Below are 14,095 nucleotides of genomic sequence, written 5' to 3'. Positions count from 1 at the left end.
GGCCCTTGCGGCTACGCGCAGACCTTTCCGGCCGGTGGCACCTTTCCGTCGAGCAGATAGCTGTTCACCGCGCTCTGCACGCACGGGTCCTTGCTGTCGTACGCGCCGTGCCCCTGGCCGTGCCAGGTGAGTTCGACGCCGACACCCTTGCCCAGGGCGTCCGCCATCCTCCTGGCGCCCCCGTACGGAGTCGCCGGGTCGCCGGTGTTGCCCACCACGAGGATCGGCGCCGAACCGGGCGCGCTCACGTCGGCGTGCGCGGCCGCGCCCGGCACCGCCCACTGGGTGCAGCTGAGCATGCCCCAGGCGAGGAAGTCCCCGAACACCGGGGAGGCGGCCCGGAACTCGGGCAGCTTCTGTTCCACGAAGGACGGCGTGTACCGCTGCTTCTGGTCGGCGCAGTTGATGGCGGCGTTCGCGGCGGTGAGGTTGCTGTACTTGCCGTTGATGCTGCGGCCGTTCATCGCGTCGGAGAGCAGCATCAGGATCTCGCCGTTGCCCGCGTAGGCCCGCTGCAGCCCTTCGATGAGCGGGGCCCACAACGCCTTGGAGTACAGGGCCTGGGCGATGCCGTTGGTCGCGGCGGTCCGGGTCAGCCGGCGCGGGAAGATGCCGGGGATCGGGTTGGTGTCGAGCTTCTTGAGCAGTGCGGCGACACGGTTCTCGACGTCCTGGGCGTCGCTGCCGATCAGGCACTTGGTGCCCTTCGACGTGCAGTCCTTCGCGAAGTTGTCGAGGGCGAGCTGGAAGCCCCTGGCCTGGCCGAGCGAGGTCTGCTCGGGGGTCTGGGTGGGGTCGACGACCGCGTCGAAGACGGCGCGGCCCACGTGCCTGGGGAACAGATGGGCGTACACGCCGCCGAGTTCGGTGCCGTAGGAGATCCCGAAGTAGTGGAGCCTGGAGTCGCCGAGCGCCTGGCGGATCAGGTCCATGTCGCGGGCGGCGTCGGTGGTGCGCACATGCGGCAGGATCCTCCCGGAGTTCTTCTCGCAGGCGGCGTTGAACTGCTTGGTGTTGTTAACGAACGTGGCACGTTGGGCGGCGGTCTGCGGAACCGCGTCCTGCTGGAAGTACTGGTCGAGCTGTGCGTCGGTCTTGCATTTCACGCCGGTGCTGCGCCCCACCCCGCGCGGATCGAAGCTCACCAGGTCGTAGCGGGTGCGCAGTGTGGTGTAGTCGTGGGCGATCGCGGGCAGCGTGGTGATGCCGGAGCCGCCCGGGCCGCCGAAGTTGAAGAGCAGCGAGCCGATGCGCTTGCCGGGCCCCGTCGCCTTCGCCCGGATCAGCGCGATGTCGATCGTGTCGCCCTGCGGCTTGCTCCAGTCCAGCGGCGCCTTCACGGTGGCGCACTGCCACTTGCCGCCGCCGGGCGGCGCCGAGGGCGACGCCCCGTCGCCCTCCGCCGTGGACGGCGCCGGGCAGTTCTTCCAGTCCAGCGCCGGGTCCGTCGGCCCTCCGCCGACGGAGAGCCCGCCGCAGCCCGCCGTCAGGGCGCTCAACAGGACGGTGGTCGTGGTCAGGGCGGCGGCGCGCAGCCCGTGGCGCTTGTGCATGACCCCATCCTCACGCCGTGGCCCGCCTCCCGCGCGGGACGCGGGCCGTTCGGAGTACGGCCGGGACGTGCCCTACAGGGCGCCCTTGCGGCTCAGGTGGTTGAAGGCCAGCCAGCCGGGCAGGACCGGCAGCCACAGCGTCAGCAGCCGGAACATCAGCACCGCGGGAGCGGCCACTTCCTTCGGCAGGCCCACCGCGATCAGACCGACCGTGAGGGTGGCCTCGACCGCGCCGACGCCGCCCGGGGTCGGTGCGGCCGAGCCGAGCGCGTTGCCTGCGAGGAAGACAACGGCGACGCTGGCGATGCTGAGCGAGGTCGACTGGTCGCCGAAGGCCCGGATCGAGGCGTCCAGGCACATCACGAAGCAGAACGTCAGCAGCAGCATGCCGCCGATGCCGGTGATGAGCTTCTGCGGCCGCTGGAGCACGTCCAGCATGCGCGGCACTACCCCCGCGAAGAGGGAACGCACGCGCGTGAGGACGAACTTCCTCAGGAACGGCACCGAGGTGACCACCAGCACGAGCACCGCGACCGTCAGCAGACCCGCGATGACCGTCCGGGACGGCGACAGGGATGGCGTCTTCTCGGTGCCGGTCAGATAGCCGAAGGACAGCAGCATCAGGATGTGGCAGCCGAGCCCGAACAGCTGCGAGGCGCCGACACTGGCCACCGCGAGTCCGGGGCGCACGCCCGAGCGTTGCAGGAAGCGCGTGTTCAGGGCCACGCCGCCGACCGCGGCCGGTGCCACGATCTTCACGAACGAGCCGGCGACCTGCGCCGCCACGGTCCGCACGAACGGGACACGCTCCGGCACGAAGCCCAGCAGCGCCATCGCCGCCGCGACATAGCTGAGCGCCGAGAAGAGCACCGCCGCGATCACCCAGCCCCACTGGGCGTGGGCGAAGACCGTGCCGAACTCGATGTGCGTGAGCTGGGTCAGCAGGTAGTAGGCGCCGATGGCACCCGCGATGAAACTGATCAGCGTCCGGGGCCTGATCCGCTCCAGCCGGGCCGGTTCGACCGGCGCCTGCGGCCTGATCCGCAGCACCTGGTGGCGGATCTGGGTGAGCAGATCCTCCTCGCGCGCCTCCTCCAGGGCCTCGCCGATGGCCCGCTTCTCCGCCCGCGCCTCGGCACGCTCGGCCTTCTTGTCCTTCTTGTCGGGCTTCTCTGCCTTCCCCGGTTTCTCCGGTTTCTCGGGTCCCTCTGGTTTCTCCGAGATGGCCGGGCCGGTCTCGCCGGTGTTCTGGGCTGCCTGCTCCAGGCGGGCCTGCTTGGCCTGCCGGGACGTCTCCAGGACCGCCTCGCGCTCCCGCTGGGCACGCTCCCGGGCCAGCCTGCGCAACGTCGCGCGCGTGGAGCGCGTCAGAGCGATGGGCTGGAGCATCGGCAGACAGTCGGCGACCGCGTCGGGCCCCAGGACGCCGACCGCGGAGGCGACGGAGCGCTCGGCACCCACCCGCAGGCCGAGCGTCGTCAGCAGCTGGGCGATGTCCATGCGCAGCAGCAGATCACCGGCCGCGACCTCGCCGCCGCGCAGGTCGGTGAGGATCACTCTGCGGGAACGATCCACCAGGATCGCGTCTCCGGCCAGCCTGCGGTGCGCGATGCGCCGTGACTGCAACGCCCGCACCTGCTCCCAGGTGCGGTGCAGCAACTCGTCGGTGATCTCCTCGTCCGCCAGCGAGTCGAGCGTGCGGCCGCCGGTGTGCTCGTAGACGAGCATCACGGCGTCGGGGCCGAGTTCGGAGGTCGCGATCAGCTTGGGCGCGTTGGCTCCGGCCGCGATCGCCGCGTAGGCGAGCAGCGCCTCCTGCTCCAGGGCCTGGCGCAGCGACTGCAGGCTGCGGCGGGTGGCCAGACCACGCAGCGTGAGGTTGCGCCACACGCGGTAGAAGAAGCCCTGTGCCTGCTGCTCGCGGTCGACGACCGTGACATCCAGCGGGGGTCCGTCCTCCAGGGTGACGAAGTAGCGCCGGCCGCGGTCACCGTTGTCGGTGGTGTCCGAGACCTCCTCGCGGGCGGCGCTGACCGGGTGGAAACCGACGGTCCGCAGTCCCGCCACCAGGGTGCGCCCCGTGGGCCTGACGTTCGGTGAGCCGACCGCGTACAGGGTGCCGTACGCGATGGTCCAGCCGATCAGCACCGTCAGGATGATCGAGAACGGCGTGGTGTAGCCCGTGACCAGCATCGAGAAGGCGTCGAGCAGCAGCACGATCCACAGCACCGCGCGCCAGCGCGGCCGGCGGGACATGCCGACCGCCGTCATGTACGCGATGACGGGGGCGAGATAGCCGTGCACCGGATCGGTGAGCGCGTGGACGTTGCCGGGGGAGGGCTGGGTGAGCGCGTCCTGGATCGAGTGCGGGGCGCCCTTGGCGACCCACAGGTCGGTGGCGAGCGTCACCCCGTGGGCGAGGACGGCCGCGAGCACGCCGTCGGCGATCCGCAGCCCGTCCCGTTTGATCAGCCGTTCGATCGCGAAGGCGACCGGGACCAGCAGGATCGCGATGCTGGACACCAGCCCGGCGATCTTGATGAGCAGATCGGGGGCCTGACCGGTGCCCTTGTTGATGTCCTGTTCGAGGCCCGAGGTGGTGCCGTGCGCGAACCCGGCGATCGCCAGCAGGACGACGATGGCGAGTACACCCACCAGCAGCCGCATCAGGTCGGAGGGGCGGTGCACGCGCGCGGGGAGCAGGGGCTCGTCGCCCTCGATCTCGTCGGCGCGCGTCACGGCCTCCTCCTCCGCGGGCTTCCTGACCGCCTTCGGAGCGTCCGTGTCCTGCGCCTTCGGAGCATGTGTGCCGTCGGTGCCGGGACGCGCCGAAGCCCCAGAGGTGCCCTCCGCGTCATCGGGGTGCACGCCCTGCTGCTTCATGGTCTCTTCTTGGTCTCGTATCACCGGTCACCGCCCGCATGATGGTGGCATGTTCCACCGGCACACAGGGGCATCAGGGTGCGTGTGCGGAGCCGCACAGTCTGCCCGAGGCGCCGCACGGGAGCGAGGGCCGCGCCCCGGACGCGGCCCGGTCCGCTGTCGGTGGAGTGGGGCAGGATGGGACGGATGAGCGAAGTGAGCCCTCCGGACGACGGCCGCCCCGAGCACCCGGACGCCTTGCCCGAGTACGCCGACGCGCTGCCCGAGTACGCCGAGCGGGTCCTGGAAGTCGCCGAGACGATCCCGCCCGGGTGCGTCCTGACGTACGGCGACGTCGCCGAGTGGCTGGAGCGGGGAGGCCCCCGCCAGGTGGGCCGCGTGATGGCCCTGTACGGCGGCGCCGTCCCGTGGTGGCGGGTCGTACGCGCCGACGGGGTCCTGCTCCCGGGCCACGAGCTGCGTGCTCTCGCCCACTACCGCACGGAGGGCACGCCCCTCAAGGAGGCGAGCAGGGCGGCGGAGGGCCACCTGCCCCGCCTCGACATGAGACGGGCCCGGTGGGACGGCGGCGAACGTGCGCAGGGTCACACCTGACAGCTTCCGCCATTCGAGGGGGCCATGGGGAGTCCATGGCCCGTACGAGGGAATCGGGGCACGCCCGTGGCATGCCGTACGTTCGAGGGTCGAGGGACACGTGTGACGGCGGTAGCGAGGGAGAACCGGGAGAAGAGGGCGAAGCACTCCTTCCGCGCCCGGCAGCGGCGTAGCGTCGGCTCCGCGTGTCCTCCTCACCCCAGCGGCCACCGCCTTCTCCCCCGGGCCGTCCGTCCCCGCGACGACGGCGCTGCGCGCCGGCCGTGACAGACCCCAGCACACCCACCAGGACCGGCGAACCACGTGAGCTCCTCTTCCTCCACCAGGCACCTGCCGCACCCCCGGGTGCGGCAGGGGAACCGTGGCGCCTACCGACTGGTGCGTACCCCGCCGACCAGACCCGATCCCCCTCACCTGGACGCAGCGCAGCGCTCCGTGGTTGACCACCGGACCGGTCCGCTGCTCGTTCTCGCAGGTCCGGGCACCGGCAAGACCACCACGCTGATCGAGTCCGTGGCCACCCGGATCGCCAATGGCCAGGACCCCGAGCGGATCCTGGTGCTGACGTTCAGCCGCAGGGCCGCCGTCGACCTGCGCGACCGCATGGCGCTGCGCACCGGCGCCGCCCACGTCCCGCAGGCGACCACCTTCCACTCGTTCTGCTACGCCCTGGTCCGTGCCCATCAGGACAGTGAACTGTTCGTCGAGCCGCTGCGGCTGCTGTCCGGGCCCGAGCAGGACGTGACCGTCCGCTCGCTGCTGGCCGGCCAGGTCGACCTGGAGCGGCTGGGCCTGGCGCACGTGCGCTGGCCGGACGAGCTGCGCGCCTGCCTGACCACCCGCGGTTTCGCCGACGAGGTCCGCGCGGTCCTCGCCCGCAGCCGCGAACTGGGTCTCGGGCCCGACGCCCTGGCCGCCTTCGCCCGCAGCATCGGCCGCCCCGACTGGCAGGCCGCGGCCGCTTTCCTCGCCGAGTACCTCGACGTCCTCGACCTGCGGGGCGTCCTCGACTACGCCGAACTGGTCCACCGCGCGGTGCTCCTCGCCCGCCGCCCCGAGGTCGCCGAACGGCTCGCCGCGCGGTACGACGCGGTCTACGTCGACGAGTACCAGGACACCGACCCCGCCCAGGTACGGCTGCTGCGCGCGCTGGCCGGGGGCGGTCGCACCCTGCTCGCGTTCGGCGACCCCGACCAGTCGATCTACGCGTTCCGGGGCGCGGACGTGAACGGGATCCTCCAGTTCCCGCAGACGTTCCCGCGCGCGGACGGCACTCCGGCGCCGGTACAGGTCCTGCGCACCTCCCGGCGCTCGGGCGCCGCCCTGCTCGCCGCGACCCGGCTGCTGACCCGGCGGATGCCGCTCACCCGCCTGCCCGCCGACAAGGTCCGCGCCCACCGGGAGCTCACCCCGGTGCGCGACGGCGGCCGCGTCGAGGTGCAGACGTACCCGACGCCGGGCACCGAGGTGGACAACATCGCCGACATCCTGCGCCGGGCGCACCTGGAGGACGGTGTCCCGTGGAGCGGGATGGCCGTCCTGGTGCGTGCCGGCGGCCGCTCCATCCCGGGCCTCCGCCGCGCCCTGACGGCCGCCGGAGTGCCCCTGGACGTCGACGGCGACGACCTGCCCCTGCGCCACGAGCCGGCGGTGGCGCCCCTGGTGACGGCCCTGCGGGCGGTGGCCACCGCGGAGACGGGGCGGCGCACGGAGGATGCGGCTGCCGGGGAGCCGGCGGCGGTTGCCGGGGAGCGGCCGACCGACACCCGGGATCCGGTGGCCGACGCCGGGAAGCAGTCGGCCGACGCCGAGGAGCAGGCCGCCCTCGTGCAGCCCCGGGAGCAGGCCGAGGCGGACGCGGAGGACGGCTCCAGCTGGCTCGGCACCGAGACCGCGCTCACTCTCCTCGCCTCGCCGTTGGCCGGCATGGACGCCGCCGATCTGCGTCGCCTGGGCCGCGCGTTGCGCGAGGAGGAACGCGCCGCCGGCAACCCGCTGCCCCCGCCCTCGGACCAGCTCCTCGCGAGGGCGCTCGCGGAACCCGAGCGCCTGGTCGCGCACGACCCCACGTACGCGCGTGGCGCCCAGCGTCTCGGCGCGCTCCTCAGAAAGGCACGGGAACGACTGGCGGGCGGCGGGACCGTCGAGGAGGCGCTGTGGGACCTGTGGGACGGCACACCGTGGCCCTCCCGCCTGGAGCGCGCGGCCCGGCGCGGCGGCGCAGCGGGCCGCAACGCGGACCGGGACCTCGACGCGGTGTGCGCCTTGTTCGCGACCGCCGCCCGCGCGGAGGAGCGCACCGGCGGCCTGGGCGCCCTGAACTTCCTCGCCGAGATCGAGGCCGAGGACATCGCAGCCGACACGCTCACCCGGCGTGCCGTGCGCCCCGAGGCCGTGCGGCTGATGACGGCGCACCGGTCCAAGGGCCTGCAATGGCGCCTGGTCGTCGTCGCGGGCGTCCAGGAAGGCCTGTGGCCGGACCTGCGGCGCCGCGGCTCCCTGCTGGAGGCCGACCGCATCGGCCGCGACGGACTCGCCGCCCCGCTCACCCCCGGCGCGCTGCTCGCGGAGGAGCGGCGGCTGTTCTACGTGGCCGCCACGCGCGCGCGTGAACGCCTCGTGGTGACCGCGGTGAAGGCCCCCGCTGACGACGGTGACCAGCCCTCCCGCTTCCTCACCGAGCTCGGCGTCGAACCCAGGGACGTCACCTCCCGCCCGCGCCGCCCACTGTCGGTGGCGGCCCTGGTCGCCGAGCTGCGGGCCACGACCGTCGACCCGAGCGCCTCCGCCACCCTCCGGCAGGCCGCCGCGCACCGGCTGGCCCGGCTGGCCGCGCTCGCCGACGACGAGGGCCGTCCGCTGGTGCCGGCGGCTCACCCCTACCGCTGGTGGGGCATGGCCGACCCGACCGAGAGCAAGGTGCCGCTGCGCGACCGCGACCAGCCCGTGGCGCTGTCCGGCAGCGCCCTCGACCAGCTCGCCAACACGTGCGCGCTGCAGTGGTTCCTCAGCCGCGAGGTCAAGGCCGACGCACCCGCGACCGCCGCGCAGGGCTTCGGCAACGTGGTGCACGTCCTCGCAGACGAGGTCGCCTCCGGGCGCAGCCCCGCCGACCTCGCGGTCCTCATGGAACGCCTGGAGACGGTGTGGAACGCGCTCGCCTTCGACGCACCGTGGAAGTCGGCCCAGGAGAAGGAACACGCGCGCGTGGCGCTGGAACGCTTCCTGAACTGGCACGTCCTGGAGCGCGCCGGCCGCACCCCGGTGGCCGGCGAGCACGACTTCGACGTGACCCTGGAAGCGGGCGGCTACCAGGTGCGGATCCGAGGCTCCATGGACCGGGTGGAGGCGGACGCCGAGGGGCGTGCCTACGTCGTCGACTTCAAGACCGGCAAGCAGGCGCCCACCGGCGCCGAGGTGGCCCGCCATCCGCAGCTCGCCGTCTACCAGCTCGCCGTCCGCGAGGGCGCCGTCGACGGGGTCTTCGACGGGGAACGCCCCGAGCCGGGCGGCGCCGAGCTGGTCCAGTTGCGCCAGGGCGCGGCCAAGAGGGACGGCGGCGACGCCCTGCCCAAGGTGCAGACACAGGAGCCCTTGGAGGGGGAGTGGGCCGGCGAGCTGCTGGCCACCGCCGCCGGAAAGGTTCTCGACGAGCGGTTCACGCCGACGGCCGGCCAGCACTGCGCGCACTGCGCCTTCCGGGCGTCCTGCAGCGCGCGGCCGGAGGGACGCCACATCGTCGAGTGACCCGCGTGACGAACGGCACCACCCCCGCTGACCTGCGCGTCTTTCGACCCCGGCGGCCATCTGGCACGGATTGTCAGTGCCCGCCGCTAGCCTCTGTGACGTGTCCGCCCGTATCACCGATCCCGAGCAGCTCAAGGAGCTCCTCGGGATTCCGTTCACCCCGGAGCAGACGGCCTGCATCGTCGCGCCGCCCGCCCCGCAGGTGATCGTGGCCGGCGCCGGCTCCGGCAAGACGACCGTGATGGCGGCCCGTGTGGTGTGGCTGGTCGGCACCGGACAGGTCGCCCCCGAGCAGGTCCTCGGGCTGACCTTCACCAACAAGGCCGCCGGCGAACTCGCCGAACGCGTCCGCAAGGCCCTGATCAGAGCAGGCGTCACCGACCCCGAGGCCATCGACCCCGACAATCCGCCGGGCGAGCCGTTGATCTCCACCTACCACGCCTTCGCCGGCCGTCTCCTGAAGGACCACGGACTGCGCATCGGGCTCGAACCCACCGCCCGCCTGCTCGCCGACGCCACCCGCTACCAGCTCGCCGCGCGCGTGCTGCGCGAGGCCCCCGGCCCCTATCCGGCACTGGCCCGCTCCTTCCCGGACCTGGTGAGCGACCTCCTGGCCCTCGACGCCGAGCTGTCCGAACACCTCGTACGCCCGGAGGACCTGCGCGCCTGGGACACCGGCCTGTTGCACACCCTGGAAGGCGCCAAGCTCAGCAACGCCGACCTGCGCAAGGTCCCGGAGACGGCCGCCGCCCGCCGGGAGCTGGCCGAACTGGTACTCCGCTACCGGGCCGCCAAACGCGAGCGCGACCTCCTCGACTTCGGCGACCAGATCGCCCTGGCCGCACGGCTCGCCCGCCTGCCGGAGGCCGGCCGCGTACTGCGCGAGGAGTTCCGGGTGGTCCTGCTCGACGAGTACCAGGACACCTCCGTCGCCCAGCGCATCCTGCTGGCCGGCCTCTTCGGCGACGGCACCGGCCACCCCGTCACCGCCGTGGGCGACCCCTGCCAGGCGATCTACGGCTGGCGCGGCGCCTCCGTCGCCAACCTCGACGACTTCCCCGAGCACTTCGCGCACGCCGACGGCCGTCCGGCCACCCGCCAGGCCCTGAGCGAGAACCGCCGCAGCGGCGGCCGCCTCCTCGACCTCGCCAACGGTCTCGCCGAACCCCTGCGCGCCATGCACGCGGGTGTGGAGGCCCTGCGCCCGGCCCCCGGCGCCGAGCGTGACGGCCTGGTGCGCTGTGCGCTGCTGCCCACCCACGCCGAGGAGATCGAGTGGGTCGCCGACTCGATCGCCCACCTCGTGAAGACCGGGACGGCACCCGGCGAGGTCGCCGTCCTGTGCCGTACGGCGACCGACTTCGCCGAGATACAGGGCGCCCTGGTCGCCCGTGACGTCCCGGTCGAGGTGGTCGGCCTGTCCGGGCTGCTGCACCTGCCCGAGGTCGCCGACCTTGTCGCCGTCTGCGAGGTCCTCCAGGACCCCGGCGCCAACGCCGCGCTGGTACGGCTGCTGACCGGCCCGCGCTGGCGCATCGGCCCGCGCGACCTCGCGCTCCTGGGCCGCCGCGCGAGACGGCTCGTCGCCCACGCGCGCGTGGAGAGCGGCGACGACCCCGACAGCCGGCTCGCCGGGGCCGTCGAGGGCGTCGACCCGGCCGAGGTGATCTCACTCGCGGACGCCCTCGACACCTTCCTCGAAACACCCCTGGACGGTGCCGGGGACGACGACCGGCTGCCGTTCTCCCCGGACGCGCGCGTGCGGTTCGCCCGGATCGCCGCCGAACTGCGCGACCTGCGGCGTTCCCTGTCCGACCCACTGATGGACGTCCTGCACCGCGTCCTGGCCGTCACCGGTCTCGAGGTGGAACTGTCGGCCTCCCCGCACGCCCTTGCCGCCCGCCGCCGCGAGACCCTGGCGAACTTCCTGGACATCGCCGCCTCCTTCGCCGCGAACGAGAGCGAGGCGAGCCTGCTGGCCTTCCTCGGGTTTCTGCGCACCGCCGCCCAGTACGAGAAGGGCCTCGACAACGCGCTGCCCGGCGGCGAGAACACCGTCAAGGTGCTCACCGCGCACAGGTCCAAGGGCCTGGAGTGGGACGTCGTGGCCGTCCCCGGCCTGGTCACCGGCACCTTCCCCAGCGGGCAGGGCCGGGAGAAATGGACCAGCCAGGGCAAGGTGCTGCCGCACGCCCTGCGCGGCGACGCCGACACCCTCCCCGACATCGACGGCTGGGACGCGCGCGCCATGAAGGCCTTCCACGAGGCCATGAAGGACCACCAGCACACCGAGGAGCTCCGCCTCGGCTACGTCACCTTCACCCGCCCCCGCTCCCTGCTCCTCGGCTCCGGCCACTGGTGGGGCCCGAGCCAGAAGCGGCGCCGCGGCCCGTCCGCGTTCCTCCAGGCCCTGTACGACCACTGCGCCGCCGGCCACGGCGAGATCGAGGCCTGGGCGGACGAGCCCGGCGAGGACGAGGAGAACCCGGCCCTGCACCGGGCGACCGCCGACCAGGTGTGGCCCCTGCCGCTGGACGAGGCCGCCCTGGCCCGCCGCCGCGAGGCCGCGGCGATCGTCCTCGCCCACCTGGAGGACCTCGCCTCCGGCGCGAACGGCCGCCCGGAGGCCACGCACGAGCCCGCTTCCCACGACGCCCCCGAGTGGCCCGTGCCACCGCGGGACGGCGTGCCCGCGAAGGACGAAGCGCTTCCGGACGACGACGCGTCCGCGTACGGCGACGAGCCGCCCTTCGGCGAGGACGATCCGTTCGAGGCCGACGACCCGTTCGGCGGGGGCGACCCTTTCGAAGAGGGCCACCTCTTGGAACAGGACGACCCCTTCAAGGACGACGCCCTCTTCGCAGAGGACGACCCCTTCGAGGGGCACCCCGGCGACTGGGACTCCTGGAGCGGCGACCGCCCGACCGTCCCCCACCAGGCGCCCCCGCCCGACGACCACGCCGCGCCCCCGCGCGAGCATCCGGCGCACCCCGCATCGGACCGTGCACCCGGATCCCGGGGACGCGCCCTCACCCCCGAGGAGGCCCGTACGGTCGCCTCCTGGGACCGCGATCTCGAAGCGCTGGCCGGAGAACTCCGGCGTGCCCGGCAGACCGTCACCGACGTCCCCCTGCCGACGACCCTGACCGCATCGCAGCTGCTGCACCTGGCCGCCGACCCCGACGGGTTCGCGCGGGAGCTCGCGCGCCCCATGCCGCGCCCCCCGCAACCGGCCGCTCGCCGCGGCACCCGCTTCCACGCCTGGGTGGAAACCCGCTTCGAAGAGCTGACGCTGCCCATGCTGGAGCCCGGGGAGCTGCCCGGTGACGACGCCGAGATCGCCGACGAACGCGACCTCGAAGCCCTGAAGGAGGCCTTCGAACGCACCCCGTACGCCCACCGCACGCCCCACCGCGTCGAAGCGCCGTTCCAGCTCGCCCTGGCCGGCCGTGTCGTCCGGGGCCGTATCGACGCCGTCTACAAGGAAAGCGACGGCGAGCGGACGACGTACGAGATCGTGGACTGGAAGACGCACCGCTCCCGTACCGCGGACCCGCTCCAGCTCGCCGTGTACCGGCTGGCCTGGGCCGAACAGCGCGGTGTCCCCCTGGACCGTGTCACCGCCGCGTTCGTCTACGTGCGTACCGGCGAGGTGGTACGGCACGACGGCCTCCCAGGTCGCGCGGAGCTGGAACGGCTGCTGACGGAGGAACCGCAGGCCGGGCCGCAGTGTGACGAACCGCCCGAACGGGAAGCCACCGCGGGCCGATAGGCTCGGTTCCATGAGCCAGACCCCGGACAGCGCCGTCCGTACGTACATCGAGCAGCACCGCACCGCCTTCCTCGACGACCTCGCCGAATGGCTGCGCATCCCGTCCGTGTCGGCCCAGCCCGACCACGCGCCCGATGTACGGCGCAGCGCCGACTGGCTCGCCGGCAAGCTCCGGGAGACCGGCTTCACCACCACCGAGGTCTGGCCGACCGCGGGCGCCCCCGCCGTCTTCGCCGAGTGGCGCTCCGACGACCCCGAGGCCCCCACGGTCCTCGTCTACGGCCACCACGACGTCCAGCCCGCCGCCCGCGAGGACGGCTGGGACAGCGAGCCCTTCGAGCCCGTCGTCCGCGAGGGCCGCCTCTACGCGCGCGGGGCGGCCGACGACAAGGGCCAGGTGTTCTTCCACACACTCGGCGTCCGCGCCCACCTCGCCGCCACCGGCCGCACCGCCCCGGCCGTCCATCTGAAGCTGCTGATCGAGGGCGAGGAGGAGTCCGGCTCCCCGCACTTCCGGGCGCTCGTCGAACAGCACGCGGAGCGCCTGGCCGCCGACGCGGTGATCGTCTCCGACACCGGCATGTGGTCCGCCGACACCCCCACGGTGTGCACCGGGATGCGGGGCCTCGCCGAATGCGAGATCCGGCTGTACGGACCCGACCAGGACATCCACTCCGGTTCCTTCGGCGGCGCGGTGCCCAACCCGGCGACCGCCGCCGCCCGCCTCGTCGCCGCGCTGCACGACGAGCACGCGCGCGTGGCCGTCCCCGGCTTCTACGACGGCATCGTGGAACTCACCGACCGGGAGCGCCGGCTCTTCGCCGAACTGCCCTTCGCCGAGGACCAGTGGCTGCGCACCGCCAAGTCGTACGCCACCCAGGGCGAGGCCGGGTACTCCACCCTGGAGCGCATCTGGGCCCGCCCCACCGCCGAGGTCAACGGCATCGGCGGCGGCTACCAGGGCCCCGGCAGCAAGACGATCATCCCCTCCACGGCGATGGTCAAGCTGTCGTTCCGCCTGGTCGCGGGCCAGGACCCCGACCACATCGAGAAGGCCGTCCGCGCCTGGGCCGCCGAGCAAGTGCCCGCGGGGATACGGCACGAGATCGTGTTCGGTTCGGCCACGCGCCCGTGCCTGACGCCGCTGGACCACCCGGCTCTGCAGTCCGTGGTCCGCGCCATGGGCCGTGCCTTCGACGCCCCCGTCCGCTTCACGCGCGAGGGCGGCTCGGGCCCGGCCGCCGATCTCCAGGAGGTGCTCGGCGCGCCCGTCCTCTTCCTGGGCATCTCCGTCCCTTCCGACGGCTGGCACGCGCCGAACGAGAAGGTCGAGCTCGAGCTCCTGCTCAAGGGCGTCGAGACCAGCGCGTACCTGTGGGGCGACCTCGCGGAGCACTGGCACGATGCGCCCTGAGGGGTGCCCACCGGCACGGGCGCACACTGGTAAGGCCGTCGCACACTCCCAGGCCCCGCCGGACGCGGACGCCTCCTGCCGCACGTCCCGCTGAACCGCCGCCGAAACAACCGTTGCACCGGGGGAGTTGGA

General features: G+C 73.3%; 6 protein-coding genes. 4 read left to right on the top strand and 2 right to left on the bottom strand.

The window, feature by feature from the left end; genetic code table 11:
• Positions 1–11: 11 nt before the first annotated feature.
• A complete protein-coding gene (locus ACIOWN_RS26060) occupies positions 12–1,553 on the bottom strand; it encodes an alpha/beta hydrolase (protein WP_401983437.1) in 1,542 nt (513 codons plus the stop codon).
• Between the two features lie 72 nt (positions 1,554–1,625).
• Positions 1,626–4,436 carry a lysylphosphatidylglycerol synthase domain-containing protein gene (locus ACIOWN_RS26055; protein WP_401983436.1) on the bottom strand — a complete coding sequence of 937 codons (2,811 nt, stop codon included), beginning with the start codon at positions 4,434–4,436 and terminating at the stop codon, positions 1,626–1,628.
• Between the two features lie 186 nt (positions 4,437–4,622).
• Here ACIOWN_RS26055 and ACIOWN_RS26050 point away from each other — a divergent pair, with 186 nt between their 5' ends.
• The 4 genes from ACIOWN_RS26050 to ACIOWN_RS26035 all read left to right on the top strand — a co-directional run bounded on the left by ACIOWN_RS26050 (position 4,623) and on the right by ACIOWN_RS26035 (position 13,963).
• Positions 4,623–5,030 carry an MGMT family protein gene (locus ACIOWN_RS26050; protein WP_401983435.1) on the top strand — a complete coding sequence of 136 codons (408 nt, stop codon included), beginning with the start codon at positions 4,623–4,625 and terminating at the stop codon, positions 5,028–5,030.
• 303 nt (positions 5,031–5,333) lie between these two features.
• Positions 5,334–8,777 carry an ATP-dependent helicase gene (locus tag ACIOWN_RS26045; protein WP_401983434.1) on the top strand — a complete coding sequence of 1,148 codons (3,444 nt, stop codon included), beginning with the start codon at positions 5,334–5,336 and terminating at the stop codon, positions 8,775–8,777.
• A gap of 100 nt (positions 8,778–8,877) precedes the next feature.
• Positions 8,878–12,549, top strand: a complete 3,672-nt coding sequence (locus ACIOWN_RS26040; protein ID WP_362353326.1) for an ATP-dependent DNA helicase — start codon at positions 8,878–8,880, stop codon at positions 12,547–12,549.
• A gap of 10 nt (positions 12,550–12,559) precedes the next feature.
• A complete protein-coding gene (locus ACIOWN_RS26035; protein ID WP_362353325.1) occupies positions 12,560–13,963 on the top strand; it encodes a dipeptidase in 1,404 nt (467 codons plus the stop codon).
• Positions 13,964–14,095: the final 132 nt, after the last annotated feature.

Source organism: Streptomyces sp. NPDC087787, from assembly GCF_044743035.1.
Lineage (GTDB): Bacteria > Actinomycetota > Actinomycetes > Streptomycetales > Streptomycetaceae > Streptomyces.
This window is presented reverse-complemented; position numbering and strand designations above follow the sequence as displayed.

What these genes read in the sequence shown, in the direction of transcription:
- ACIOWN_RS26060 (WP_401983437.1), bottom strand. Translation starts at nt 1,553, where the DNA reads ATGCACAAGCGCCACGGGCTGCGCGCCGCCGCCCTGACCACGACCACC.
- ACIOWN_RS26055 (WP_401983436.1), bottom strand. Translation starts at nt 4,436, where the DNA reads ATGAAGCAGCAGGGCGTGCACCCCGATGACGCGGAGGGCACCTCTGGG.
- ACIOWN_RS26050 (WP_401983435.1), top strand. Translation starts at nt 4,623, where the DNA reads ATGAGCGAAGTGAGCCCTCCGGACGACGGCCGCCCCGAGCACCCGGAC.
- ACIOWN_RS26035 (WP_362353325.1), top strand. Translation starts at nt 12,560, where the DNA reads ATGAGCCAGACCCCGGACAGCGCCGTCCGTACGTACATCGAGCAGCAC.